Below are 11927 nucleotides of genomic sequence, written 5' to 3'. Positions count from 1 at the left end.
CAGGAAAATCAGGAAAGATAGAGGCGCGCGGCCGCCAGACCGCGCCGCGCCAGCGTCCAGGCGCGGCGCAATTCGAGCAGCCGCGGGCGCTGCCCGCTTGCGGCGGCGTGATGCGCGGAATGCGCGAGCAGATAACGTCGCGCCAGCGGCGCCGAGCCGGCATCCAGCCACCGCGGCCGGACAGCGCCCACTTGCTCGCGCAACCAGTCCGGATAGTCGTGGCGCTGGTAACGCAGCAGCGCCTCGCTCTCGTCCGTATCCACCCAGTCCGTCAGGTAGTCGGCGCGGCCAAAGGCCGTGCGCGGCAGCGGACGCAAGCCGCGCGCTTCGAGCGCCATGTTCAGCCAGTCGAGATAACGGTAGCGGTTGCGCGCGCCGCCGCCGAGCAGCAGCGTGCGGCCGCGCACGGCTTGGCCATCGAGTGAATCAAGCACGCCGAACGCATCGAGCGCATTGACCAGCGCCAGCGCCGCGTCGGCCGGGTGCAGGAACTCGACGCGCATGTCGGGATGGAATCCGAACAGCCAGGGATGCGGCCTGCCGGCGTCGGGTGCCAGATCGGGCGTCAGGGCCAGGCGCAGGATGAGATGATCGAGCCCGCTGGCGCGCACCAGCGCCTCGGCCGCCGCTTTCTGCCGCCCGTAGCTGTCGGCCGCGGCCAGGATCGCCGGCGCATCGGCGCGCCGCGCGGCATCCGTTTGTTGACCGCCGAACACGGCGACGCTTGAGGCGAAGACGAAGCGTGGCGGCGTCACCCGGTCCGCGCACGCCGCCAGCAGGGCGCGCGTAGCGCAGACGTTGGCGCGGTAGCCGGCGAACTGGTCGGCATCGGTATCCGGCGGCCGCAGCTCGGCGAGATGGATCACATGCGCGACGCCGGCGACGGCGGCGCGCAGCGGCGCGGCATCGTCGAGATCCCCAAAGTGGCTGCGCACCCGCGCATCGCGATCGCGGGCGGCGGCACGGTTCGCCGACGTGTCGAAGTCGAGCGTGCTCACCGCGCAGCCGCGCTCGACGAGGCCGGCGACGACGCGCCGTCCGATGGCACCGCAAGCGCCGGTGACGAGCACCGTCTTCATCGCCGCTCCTCCGCGATGCGTTGCGCGGCGCGGCGGAAGGCCGCCAGCGTGCGCTCGATGTCGGCATCGTCGTGCGCCGCCGAGACGAAGAACTTCTCCGCCGCCTTGAGCACGCCGTCGCGCAGCAGCAGGTCGCCGAGGCGGAAGTTCAGCCAGGCGTCGGCGCCGTGCATCGAGCGGTGATTCACCGGCTCGGCGTCGGTGAACCAGATCTGGAAGGTGCTCGGCTCGCCCGAGACGCGCGCCGGCACGCCGGCATCACTCATCGCCTGCTGCAGTCCCTGCATCAGGCGCTTGCCGTTCCGTTCGATGCGGGCGTAGGTCTCCGGCTGTTCCAGCACGCCGATGATGGCGCGCGCCACGCTCATGACGACGGGATTCGACGAGAAGGTGCCGGTGAGCATGACGAAGGGCAGCATCTGGATGCGCCGGCGCGGATCGGCGAGACTCATGATGTCTTCGCGGCCGCACAGCACACCGAGCGGCAGGCCGCCGCTGATGCACTTGCCCAGCGCGCAGAGGTCGGGTGTGACGCCATAGCGCGCCTGCGCACCGCCGAGGCCGAGACGGAAGCCGGTGACGACCTCGTCGAAGATCAGCGGAATGTCGTAATGCCGGGTGATCTCGCGCAAGCCTTCGAGGAAGCCGGGACGCGGCACGAAGCTCCTTTGCAGCGGCTCGACGATGATGCCGCCGAGCGCGTCGTGATGCTGCTCGATCAGCGCGATGGTGGCCTCCAGGTCGTTGAACGGGGCGATCAGCACCTCGTCGCGCAGCGCGGCGGGAATGCCGTGGCTGTTCGGGATCGCCGTCGGATACGGCGGCTGGCCGCCGGTCCACTGGTTGCTCATCAGCGCGTAGTCGTGCATGCCGTGGTAGCCGCCCTCGAACTTGAGGATCTTGTCGCGCCGGCGGTAAGCGCGGGCCAGACGCAGGGCGAAGAAGGTCGCCTCGGAGCCGCTGCTGTGGAAGGTCACGCGTTCGGCGCAGGGCACGTGCTCGACGATTTTCTTCGCCACCTCGATGGCTTCTTCGCAGATGATGAGGTAGCTCGTGCCTTTCTCGGCGATGTGCGCCAGCGCGCCGGTGATCGCCGGATGCGCATGGCCGAGGATGTGCGGCCCGGAGCCGAGCAGGTAGTCGATGTATTCGTTGCCGCTGACGTCCCAGATGCGGCTGCCCTGGGCGCGGCCGACGACGAAGTTGAGCTCGTCCTCGAAGGTCAGGCAGCGCGTACCGGTCGGCAGCAGGCGCTCGGCATCGGCGATCAGGCCGCGCTCTTTTTCGTTGCGCAGGAGGGTCATGTCTTGTTCCTCTTTTCGAGCACGCGCGGAAAGCGCGCGAGGTAGGCGGCGAAGCGCGCGTGTATCGCCGCGCGGTCGACGCCGACGAAGGTTTTCGAATACGTATGTTCGCCGTGCTTGCCGGGCGGATTGTCGTCGCGCCATTTCTGGATCGCGGCGCGCGCGGCCTCGGGAAAGGACTGGTCGAAGCGCGCGTAGGCGCGGGCGATTTCGCCGAGCGGATCGGCATAAAAGTCGTTGAAGTAGACGTCGTGGAACTGGTGCTCGCGCCCTTCGCGCAGGCGCATGCCGCATTCCATCGCCGATGCCCAGATTTCGAGCTGCTCGCGGGCGATGCGCGCATGGTCGATATCCTTTTCCATCAGGCCGCGAAAATGCGCCACCAGGCTGACGTAGGAAGGCAGCACCTGCGCCGGGTCGCGATGCGTCCAGAGGATGCAGGCATCCGGGAAGGCATCGAGGAAGGCTTCGAGGTTGCGGATGAATACCGGGTATTTCATCAGCCAGCGCTTGTCCGGCTCGTAGGCGCCGATCAGTTGCGTGACCCGCCGATAGCGCTGGAAAGTCTCGCGGTGGATGGTATTGGCGTACCACTCGGACCAGGTCGGCACGGTATTGACGACCTCGAAGCGGTCGTCGGAAAAGCCCTGGCCGATGATGCGGCCCGGCTCGTCCGGCCCGTCGGGACTGAGGAAATGGATGGCTTCGAGCACGTTCCGCCCGGCGCGGTACATCAGATCGAGTTCGACGCGCGCGTGCTGGAAATCGTAGGCCGCCTCCCACTGCGCGCGCGGCGGCCGCGGCTGCGGATGCAGACCCAGCCAGTAAGGCAGGCACTGAGTATCCGGGTTGGCGCCCATCAGGTCGAGCAGGGCCGAGCTGCCGGTGCGCACCATGCCGGTGATGACCAGCGGCCGTTCGATGCGGATCTCGGCCGATTCCGGCATGGCGGCGAACCAGCGGTTGGTGCGCAGGCGCTCGGCGAGCAGGCCGACCAACTGGTAGCGCATGGTCAGTGCGCCGAGCGTGTGGAAGCGCGCTTCCTCGTCGTAGGAATACAGCAGCCGGCGCAGACCTTCGAGGTAGGAGGTTTCGCCGAAATCGTCGTAGCCATCGCACATGCGGATGGCGATTTCGTGGAATTCCTGCTCGCGCGAAGCCCAGCGCCCGCCCTGCCGCAGTGATGCGGCGATCTCCCGGCTCACGCGCGCGCCTCCGCCGGGGCGGCGCTCATGCGGTCGAGCGCCGGAATCAGCGCATGGCGCACGACCGCCTTGAGGAAGCCGCCGAGGCCGGCGGGAAACAGGCGCAACTGTACGACGAGGATGCCATCGGCCGCCTCGATGCGCGAGATGCCGAGCAGCGCGCTGCCGAGCATGAAGCGCCGCCGCGCGCGACCCTCGCGCAGCGCCGGCAACCGGGCGAAGTCGAGCGTCACCGTGTCGCCGCTGGCCCGCGTCACCAGCGGCGGCAAGCCCAACTGGTTACCGACCAGATCGGCCGGCCGCGCCAGGTCGATCCTGCCCTTGCGGATCGCCTCGGCGAGCGGCCCGACCGAGCCTTCGCCGACGTCGAGTTCCGGCGCGCCAATGCGGATTTCCAGCGTGCGCGCATCGGCGCCGACCGTCAGGCCGCCGATGTCGAGGCGCGCCGCGCAAAGTATGCGCGCGCCGACTGCCGGAATCCTGCCACGGATGTGGATGCCGGGCGTTTGCGCCGTCAGCGCGAAGGCGGCGCGCGGGAAGCGGCCGGCCAGCCACTGTTCCAGCGTCGCCAGCGGAATGCGCACGCGAGCGCGCAGCCACTGCACTTCGATGCCGAATGCCTTGAGCATCGCCAGGATGTTACGCATGGGAATGACCTCGCGAAGTTGGGGATGTGGAATCGGTAGCGCAGAGCGCCAGGCTCACCTCGCCGCAGCGCGCCTCGGCCAGGCCGGCCGTCGGGCGCTGCCAGGGGCCGATGCCGAACTGCGCTTGCCATGACTCGATGGCGGCGGCGAGATCGGTGACCGGATAGTCGACGCGCGGCAGCGGCGGCAACTGCCGCGCCGTTGCCGCATCGCTTGCCGGGCGGCGCAGCGACGCGCCGCACAGCCAGGCGGCCTGGCGCAGCGTGGAGAACAGCGAAGACAGATCGAATTCGAGCGGCGCGCCAGCGCCCTGCCACTGCGCCGTCTCCGCCATGCCCCGGGCGATCATCCGGCGCATCACCGGAGACGCTTCGAGAAGTTCGATATAGACATCCGCGCCGAGGCGCGGCGATTGCAGATACACGTAGCGGCCGCTGCCCGTCATGCGGATATCGCAAGCCACCTGCCAGCCGCGCGCCTCGGCGCGGCGCACGGCGGCGGCGATGTTAGCGCAGAGGAAGGCCAGATGATGCAGACCGTAACGCCCCGCCTCGATGCAGGCGCGATAGGGCGACGGCGCCGCGTTGCGCTGCTGGATCAGTTCGATCTGCACCTCGCCGTGGTAGGCCAGGGCGAGGTCGATCAGCGGCTTGCTCGGTTCACCGCGATAATGGCTGTTGAGGCGTACATTGCGGATCACGGTCCACGTTCCGACGCCGCGCTGGCGGCGCCAGCATTCGAGTTCCGCGTCGAGGTCGGCAACGACGTAGCCGAGCTGCCGAACCGGGCCGAAATGCGAAGAAGCGGAAGATTCCTGCACCAAGACGTCCTCCATGAACGAGACAGATTAGAATTATTTGTCCGAATAATAAGACGCACTTTGTTTTTTGTGTGATATTTTTGATCACCGAATCGGATATGATGCGCCGATGAGCACGAAGAACCAGACCGCCAAGACCACCAGTACCACCCGTACCACGGCTACCGCCAAGACCATCCGCCGCAAGACCGCCACCCAGCGCTGGGGCGCGGGCCAGAACGCCAGGCCCGACGAGGCGCGCCTCAAGCTGATCCTCGCCGCGCGCACCTGCTATGCCGAGCAGGCGATCGAACAGACGACGATGGCCGACATCGCCACCCGTGCCCGCGTCGCGCGCGCCACGCTGTACCGTTACTTCCCCAACCGCGAGGCGGTGATGCTCGCCGTGTTCCGCGAGGAAGCGCGCGACTTTCTCGAACAGTTCCGGCGCACGGTCGGCGAAGCGGAATCCTTCTGCGAATTCCTGCTCGACTACCTGGTGTTCACGCTGAAGAACGCGCCGAAGACGCCGCTGCATCAAGCCCTGTTCTCCGAGCAGGCGGCGCTGTGGGTCAGCCGCAACTACCTCGGCGATCCCGAGTCGATGCAACTGACGACCGACTTTTTCCGCGAGTCCTTCCGCGTCGCGCGGCGCGTCGGCGAAATCCGCGACGACCTCGATCTCGACGAGATCGTCGGCTACGGCGCGCGCCTGCTGCTGTCGCTGCTGCTTCTGCCGCCCACCGAATACAAGACCGAAGCGCAGTTGCGCGGCTATCTCGAACGCCACTTTCTTCGTGCCTTGCGCGCGCAGCCGGCGGAGCCGGGCCGCGTCAAGTCGCGCGGTTGATCAGCCAGCCCATGACGCCGGGAAACGCCCGGCTCAGGCCGACGATCAGGCGGTTGTAGGCCGGGAAGACGATGTACTGGCGGTTGGCGGCGACGCCAGCGAGGATGGCGCGCGCGGCCCGCTGCGGCGAGATCTTGCCGATCGGCACCTTGCGGATCGCCGCGTCGTAGTCGTGGCCGCCGATGTTGGTGGCCGTGCTGAAGATGTTGGTGTCGACGAGGCCGGGAATCACCACGCTGACGCGGATGCCATGGGCGCGGCCCTCCTCGCGCAGCGAAGTCGACAGGCCGACGACGGCGTGCTTGGTCGTCGCATAGGCGGTGGAGCGCGCGACCGGCATGACGCCGGCCGTCGACGCCGTGTTGACGATGTGGCCGCAACCCTGCCGCCGCATCAGCGCGTAGCCGTGCTGGCTGCCGTGGATGACGCCCCACAGGTTGATGTCGATGATCTTCCGCCAGGCGGCGCGATCCATGGCCTCGAAGTCGCCGCCGACGACGATGCCGGCGTTGTTGAACAGATAGTCGACGCGCCCCCGTTCCGCCGCCGCGCGCTCGATCCAGTCCCGCACCGCGTCTTCGTCGGCGACGTCGAGCCGCGTCGTCACGAGCCGGTCGCCGCATTCCTGCCGCAGGCGCGCCAGCCCGGCCTCGTTCAGGTCGGCGGCATGCACCGTCGCGCCACGCGCATGCAGCTCGCGGCAAAGCGCGTAGCCGATGCCCGAGGCGGCACCGGTGACCAGCGCCACCTTGCCGTCATGGGCGTTCATCGGGCCGCCAGCCCGCTCGCCACGAAATGCGGATTGTCGAGGCCGGGTTTGGCGTAGCGCAGTTCGTCCCCGGCCAGCGTCGTCACGCGGCCGCCGGCGGCGGCGAGCACGGCGTGGCCGGCGGCGATATCCCACTCCATGGTGCGACCGAGGCGCGGATACAGATCGGCTTCGCCGGCCGCGACCAGACACAGCTTCAGCGACGATCCGGCCGAGGCCAGCGAGGCCACCTCGATCCTGCGCTCGGCGAAGAAGGCATCGAGCGCGGCGGCATCATTGTGCGAGCGGCTGGCCACCACCGTCATGCCTTCGACCGGCGCGGCGCGGCAGCGGATGCTGCGCCGCCCGTCGTCGTCTTCGACGAAGGCCGCGCCGCCGACCTGCCCGGCGAACAATCTTCCCTGCTTCCCCAGCGCCGGCGCCAGCACCACGCCGAGCGCCGGCGCGCCGTTCTCGATCAGCGCGATATTCACCGTGAACTCGCCGTTGCGGCTGATGAATTCCTTGGTGCCGTCGAGCGGATCGACCAGCCAGAAGCGCTGCCCGACCTGCGGCAGGCGCCCGGCCGCGGCGGCCTCTTCCGAGATCACCGGAATCTCCGGCGTCAGGCGCGCCAGCTCGGCGAGGATCACCGCCTCGGCCTTCTCGTCGGCCTCGGTGACCGGCGAGGCGTCGTTCTTGTCGCGCACCGCGAAGTCGGTGGCGTAGATCGCCATGATCGCCGCGCCGGCACGGCGGGCGATGGCGCAAAGCGGTTCGAGCAGTTGCTGGTTCGGGTTCGCGTCAGTCATTGGGCAGGACATCCATTCAAGGGGAAAGTGTTGGTGTTGGCTTCGTTTTCGATGCGCTCGAGCCAGGCCTGCGTCTCATCCCACAGGCGCGCGGCGACGGCGTCGTCACCGGCATCGGCGCTGGCCTGCGCCGGCCGGCAGTCGCGGTAGTAGCGGCCGCCGGCGAGTTCGGTCAGCGGCCGGGTGGCGCAATGGATCTGGGTCTGCGCGCCCTCCTCCGGCGTCAGCAGGAAGAAGGCTTCGACGGGCGCGAAAGCGCGGCGCACGGCGGCAAGCAGCGTTTGGCCGGCCAGCCCCTTGTCGGCGATGCGCGTCAGCACCGCGCCGGGATGCAGGCAATACGCCTGCACGCCTTCAGCCGCATGGCGGCGCTGCAGCTCGCGCGTCGCATGCACCAGCGCGAGCTTGGACGTGCCGTAGGCCACCCACGAGTTGTACGGCTGCAATGCCGACGGGCCGCCGAACAGCGCGGCATTGCGGCCGCGCGCGTGCAGCATCGAGACGACATTGACGATGCGCGCCTCGCCCTGCCGGCCCGCCGTGGCGCGCAGCAGCGGCAGCAGGCGATGCGTCAGATGCAGGGTGCCGAGGTAGTTGGTGCGCCAGTGGATCTCGTGGCCGTCGGCCGTGAGCCGCGGCGCGCGCCATTGCGAACGCAGATCGAGATGGATGCCGGCATTGTTGATCAGCGCATCGAGGCGCTCGCCCTGCGTGTGGCGATAGTCGTCGGCGAAGCGGGCCACCGACGCCGCGTCGCAAAGATCGAGCGCATGGCCGACGACGCGGCCGGGGCAGTTTGCCGGCAATCCCCGCGTGATGGCGTCGGCGGCGCTCGCGGCCGTCTCGGCGCTGCGCGTCGTGACGACGACCGTCGCGCCCCAGGCGACGAGCGTGCGCGCCGTGGCCTCACCGATGGAATCGGGCCCGGCGCCGGTGACGACGATCTGCCGGCCGCGCAGGTCGACGGGCGCGGCCAGCGCGGGATGAACGAACAATCGACGCAACGTACCCATGGCGCCCATGCTCAGGCCAGCCCTTCGTCGCGCAGGCCGAAGCGTTCGGCATAGGCGCACGTACGCTGGCGCCACTCGTCGGCATCGAGGCCCAGCGCCTTCAGGTCGTAGATGACGGCGCCATGCCGGCCGCGCGGATTGGCCGCCGTGTATTCGGCCATACGCGCCAGCGACAGCGCTTCCAGCGGCTGGCCGGCGGCGGCGTAGATGCGCTTGAGCGTGCCGATTTCGTCGGCCATGAAGTCGTCGAGGCGCACATGCACGGTGCGCTCCGCCGGCAGGCGGTCGCAGGCGGCGAGGCAGCCGTCGAGCAGATCGGCCGCCCGCTCCGCCCAGTAGCGGCCGATCGCCGGCACGTCCGGACAGGCGGTGTTGAGCCGGCGCGTGTAGGCCACCATGGTCGCCATCGAGGCGACCACCGCCACCGGATCGCGGTGGGTGATGACCAGCGTGGCATCGGGAAACACGCTCAGCAGCGGGCCGAACTGTTCGAGATGCTGCGGGCTCTTGAGCACCCAGCGGCGCGGCGCGCGATCTGCATCCCCGGCCTGGCGATCCAGCCAGGACAGCGCCTGCAGCGTGCGGCGCAGGTAGCGGTAAGAGGACGTCTGATCGTGCGCCTTGTAGTCGTCGCGCCAGCCGGGCACGTGCGCCATGGTCTCGAACAGCATGCCGGAGATGTCGTTGGCCAATAGCTGGATTTCCTCGTGGGCATGTTCGACGGTCATTTCGTGCATGCGCTTGAAATGCGGCAGCAGGCCGTCCATGAACATGCAGGCCTGGGCGCAGGCGCCGAGGCGCGGATCGGGTGTTCCGGCCGGCGGTTGATCGGCTTCCGCCAGCACCGGCTCCAGGCTCTCCCAGTAGGGCAGGTGGCGCAGGTTCGGGTCGGCCGACATCAGGTTGTGCAGGTGAGTCGTGCCGGTGCGCGGCATGCCGCAGATGATGATCGGTCGTTCGAGCGGTTCCTGCTCGATTTCCGGATGACGCGCGATCAGGTCTTCGATGCGCAGACGATTGGTCAGCGCCTTGGCGATGGATTCAAAAGCCATGACCTTGCCGAAGTCCGACATGTTCGCCTCGTCGCGCAGCGCGCGGCAGAGCACGTCGAGGCGGCGGCGGAAACCTTCATCGCCCCAGTTCGCCAGTCCGCTGCGCGCCTGCGCCTCGGCGCAGAGCGCTGCCGGCTCGATGCGCAGTTCGGCGGCGCGTGTGTCGAGCATGTCGACAAAGGGCTGCATCGCCTCGGGAAAGCGCGGCGCGGCGAGATCGTCGAGGCGCACCGGCGCCGGCCGCTCGCCAGTAATGTTTGCAGCGGCGACCGGCTGGCCGTCGGCGCCATACAGCGTGGCGCGCGGCCGCTCGACCGCCGCCTCGGGCAGGAACCAGCGGAACCACAGCAGGCCGCGCGGGTGGCCCTGCGTCGCCAGCCAGTTCGGCTTTCCCGGATCCTCCGCGGCGATCCAGATCTGCCACGAGCCGTCGGCCTCGTACTGCACTTGCGCGCCGTTGATGGTGACGCGGTCGTAATCGTAATCGTAGGTGTGCAGGAAGGGATTCCACAGGCACAAGTTCCAGAAGGCGCAGGCCGGCGAGCGGCCTTCGATGAGCAGCGCCTGGCCTTCTGCCAGCTCGAAGCTGCCCATGGCATAGGAGGCGTCGCCGGCCGACCAGCCGAAGGTCTGCTTCGGCACCGGATAGGGTTCCTGCACGCTGTTGGCGGGACTGACGCGCAGCGGGCACATGCGCGCCTGCTCGGCGAGCCAGACGCGCGCGGCGCGCAAACCGCGCGCCAGCGTGGCGGCATCGTCGGTCTTGCCGCGCGGCGGATCGACGGCTTCGATGCGCCACACCGCGCGCTGGCCGTGCAGCGGGTCGGCCAGATAGTCGCGGGTGATGGCGCAGACGGCGTCGGCGTCGAGCTTGAGCCAGTGGAGTGCTGCGTCGGGCGGCGGCTCGGGACTCAGCCAGAGTTCGCGCACGCCGTCCGGGCCGGCGCGCAGCGTCCGGTCGTTGGCGCTGGCGACGATGCGGTTGGAATAACGGCCGTCGTTCGGCCCGCCGTAGATGGTCAGTGAAAAATAGGCGGCGCTGCCGGGCTGCACGCGCACGCGGTAGCTGCGCTGCGGGTCGATCGGAGCGAACTGGTAGTAGGCGTCGGCATTGTCGCCGCCCCACTTGCGATAGGGGCCGACGATGTCGGTGAAGCGCGGCCGGCCCGCATCGGCGCGGACGTAGACATCGAGCGCGGTTTCCAGCAGCGCGAAGGCCCAGCGGTAACCCTCGACGCGCTCGCGCTCGTCGAGCGGCGGCTCGGCGGTCTCGAGGCGCGCCTTGACGCCGTTGAGTTCGGCCAGCAGCCCGTCGAAGGCGGCTTCCAGTTCATCGCTCATGTCTGCGCTCCTCTCGAATGATTATCCCGGATGGCCGACTGTCGTTGCCGATCGAACAATAGTCGAGTATCTTGCGGGCGTCATTGAGCAATTAAATGGTTAAACAATCCCCCGATGCGCGCACCCTCCCGCTCGCCGCGCTCAACGAAAAGCGCCGGATGGCGGTGCGCCTGCGCCTCGATGGCGTCGGCACCGGAGCGGTGGCGGCGCAGACCGGACTCAGCCAGCCGACGGTGATCGGCGCCTGGAAGGCCTATCTGGCCGGCGGCTGGGAGGCGGTCGATGCCAGGCCGCGCGGCCGCAGCGCCGGCGATGGGCGGCGTCTCGCGCCGGCGCAGGAAGCGGAAATCTTCCGCCTCGTCACCCGCCACTCGCCGGACCAGCTCGGCCTGCCCCATGCCCTGTGGCAAAGCGGCGCGATCCGGGAGTTAGTGGCCACTCGCACGGGAATCTCGTTGCCCGAACGGACGGTGTCGCTGTACCTGCAGCGCTGGGGCTTCGCCGCCGCCAAGCCGGCGGCGCGCATCGCTGCCGGCGGCGAGATCCTGCGCGGCTGGAACGTCACGACGCAGCGCGCGATCCGCGCCCGGGCGCGCGCCGAGGATGTCGCGATCTACTGGGTGGACGAAACGCGCCTGGTCACTGACGAAACGAAAATCAAGGACGGACGCCGCCTCAGCGTGATGCGAGCGGTCACTAACCGCGGCAAGCTGCTGTGGCTGGCTTACGAGGGCGCGCTGCGGGCGCCGCTCTTGATCGAGTTCTTCGACCGCCTGCTGCGCGAGAGCGGCCGGCGGACTTTCGCCATCCTCGACGGCATGCACTGGCAGCGCGCGGCGGAATTCAGCCACTGGGTCGCCGAGCGTGGTGAGCGCCTGCTGACTTTCCACCTGCCGGAGGCCGGCGGCCTGCCGACGCAGCAGAACGCGCCGCAAACCCGCCCGCCGCGCAATGTCAATGCGAACGCGCGCCCCATGCCGGCGACGCCGCCCCCGGCCCCGGGTCAAACCGGCAGCCTGCTCGCGCTCCAGATAAAACATTTAATTGCTGAAACACAGTCCCAGCCGCCGATCTATG

At 69.0% G+C, this 11927-nt stretch carries 10 protein-coding genes and 1 pseudogene; 2 read left to right on the top strand and 9 right to left on the bottom strand.

Features of this window, described 5'->3' with window-relative positions:
- Positions 1-8: 8 nt before the first annotated feature.
- The 5 genes from SDENCHOL_RS02205 to SDENCHOL_RS02185 are packed head-to-tail and all read right to left on the bottom strand — an operon-like array spanning position 9 to position 5070.
- Complete coding sequence (locus SDENCHOL_RS02205) at positions 9-1079, bottom strand: NAD-dependent epimerase/dehydratase family protein (RefSeq protein WP_154715849.1); 1071 nt, start codon at positions 1077-1079, stop codon at positions 9-11.
- A complete protein-coding gene (locus SDENCHOL_RS02200) occupies positions 1076-2383 on the bottom strand; it encodes an aspartate aminotransferase family protein (RefSeq protein WP_172954972.1) in 1308 nt (435 codons plus the stop codon). Before SDENCHOL_RS02200 ends, SDENCHOL_RS02205 begins: the two co-directional genes overlap by 4 nt.
- The gene (locus tag SDENCHOL_RS02195; RefSeq protein ID WP_154715847.1) at positions 2380-3588 is read right to left on the bottom strand and encodes a sulfotransferase family protein; all 1209 of its coding nucleotides are present in this window, start codon (positions 3586-3588) and stop codon (positions 2380-2382) included. Before SDENCHOL_RS02195 ends, SDENCHOL_RS02200 begins: the two co-directional genes overlap by 4 nt.
- Entirely contained in the window at positions 3585-4235 is a 651-nt protein-coding gene (locus tag SDENCHOL_RS02190; RefSeq protein ID WP_154715846.1) for a hypothetical protein, read from the bottom strand. The genes SDENCHOL_RS02195 and SDENCHOL_RS02190 overlap by 4 nt, the downstream gene beginning before the upstream one ends.
- The gene (locus tag SDENCHOL_RS02185) at positions 4228-5070 is read right to left on the bottom strand and encodes a VOC family protein (protein ID WP_154715845.1); all 843 of its coding nucleotides are present in this window, start codon (positions 5068-5070) and stop codon (positions 4228-4230) included. Before SDENCHOL_RS02185 ends, SDENCHOL_RS02190 begins: the two co-directional genes overlap by 8 nt.
- Positions 5071-5164: 94 nt before the next feature.
- Here SDENCHOL_RS02185 and SDENCHOL_RS02180 point away from each other — a divergent pair, with 94 nt between their 5' ends.
- Positions 5165-5884: a TetR/AcrR family transcriptional regulator gene (locus SDENCHOL_RS02180; protein WP_154715844.1), complete on the top strand. Its 720-nt coding sequence runs from the start codon at positions 5165-5167 to the stop codon at positions 5882-5884.
- Here the strand turns inward: SDENCHOL_RS02180 and SDENCHOL_RS02175 are convergent.
- The 4 genes from SDENCHOL_RS02175 to SDENCHOL_RS14275 are packed head-to-tail and all read right to left on the bottom strand — an operon-like array spanning position 5868 to position 10850.
- Positions 5868-6653, bottom strand: coding sequence for an SDR family NAD(P)-dependent oxidoreductase (locus tag SDENCHOL_RS02175; RefSeq protein ID WP_154715843.1), 786 nt, complete (start codon positions 6651-6653; stop codon positions 5868-5870). The two genes, SDENCHOL_RS02180 and SDENCHOL_RS02175, sit on opposite strands and share 17 nt — an antisense overlap.
- Entirely contained in the window at positions 6650-7444 is a 795-nt protein-coding gene (gene cysQ, locus SDENCHOL_RS02170) for a 3'(2'),5'-bisphosphate nucleotidase CysQ (RefSeq protein ID WP_154715842.1), read from the bottom strand. The genes SDENCHOL_RS02175 and cysQ overlap by 4 nt, the downstream gene beginning before the upstream one ends.
- The gene (locus SDENCHOL_RS02165) at positions 7441-8457 is read right to left on the bottom strand and encodes an SDR family NAD(P)-dependent oxidoreductase (protein ID WP_172954971.1); all 1017 of its coding nucleotides are present in this window, start codon (positions 8455-8457) and stop codon (positions 7441-7443) included. Before SDENCHOL_RS02165 ends, cysQ begins: the two co-directional genes overlap by 4 nt.
- 11 nt (positions 8458-8468) lie before the next feature.
- Complete coding sequence (locus SDENCHOL_RS14275) at positions 8469-10850, bottom strand: sulfotransferase (protein WP_197706814.1); 2382 nt, start codon at positions 10848-10850, stop codon at positions 8469-8471.
- Between the two features lie 95 nt (positions 10851-10945).
- Here SDENCHOL_RS14275 and SDENCHOL_RS14675 point away from each other — a divergent pair.
- Positions 10946-11737 (top strand): annotated as a pseudogene (locus SDENCHOL_RS14675) (winged helix-turn-helix domain-containing protein); the annotation flags it as partial.
- Positions 11738-11927: the final 190 nt, after the last annotated feature.

The sequence above is a fragment of the Sterolibacterium denitrificans genome (genome assembly GCF_900174485.1).
GTDB classification, from domain to species: domain Bacteria; phylum Pseudomonadota; class Gammaproteobacteria; order Burkholderiales; family Rhodocyclaceae; genus Sterolibacterium; species Sterolibacterium denitrificans.
The sequence above is the reverse complement of the archived record's forward strand: the minus strand, read 5'-3'. Positions and strand labels throughout refer to the sequence as shown.

Excerpts from the sequence above, each read along its gene's own strand:
- SDENCHOL_RS02165 (WP_172954971.1), bottom strand. The coding sequence starts at position 8,457 with ATGGGTACGTTGCGTCGATTGTTCGTTCATCCCGCGCTGGCCGCGCCC.
- SDENCHOL_RS14275 (WP_197706814.1), bottom strand. The coding sequence starts at position 10,850 with ATGAGCGATGAACTGGAAGCCGCCTTCGACGGGCTGCTGGCCGAACTC.
- SDENCHOL_RS02205 (WP_154715849.1), bottom strand. The coding sequence starts at position 1,079 with ATGAAGACGGTGCTCGTCACCGGCGCTTGCGGTGCCATCGGACGGCGC.
- SDENCHOL_RS02180 (WP_154715844.1), top strand. The coding sequence starts at position 5,165 with ATGAGCACGAAGAACCAGACCGCCAAGACCACCAGTACCACCCGTACC.
- SDENCHOL_RS02190 (WP_154715846.1), bottom strand. The coding sequence starts at position 4,235 with ATGCGTAACATCCTGGCGATGCTCAAGGCATTCGGCATCGAAGTGCAG.
- SDENCHOL_RS02185 (WP_154715845.1), bottom strand. The coding sequence starts at position 5,070 with ATGGAGGACGTCTTGGTGCAGGAATCTTCCGCTTCTTCGCATTTCGGC.
- cysQ (WP_154715842.1), bottom strand. The coding sequence starts at position 7,444 with ATGACTGACGCGAACCCGAACCAGCAACTGCTCGAACCGCTTTGCGCC.
- SDENCHOL_RS02200 (WP_172954972.1), bottom strand. The coding sequence starts at position 2,383 with ATGACCCTCCTGCGCAACGAAAAAGAGCGCGGCCTGATCGCCGATGCC.
- SDENCHOL_RS02175 (WP_154715843.1), bottom strand. The coding sequence starts at position 6,653 with ATGAACGCCCATGACGGCAAGGTGGCGCTGGTCACCGGTGCCGCCTCG.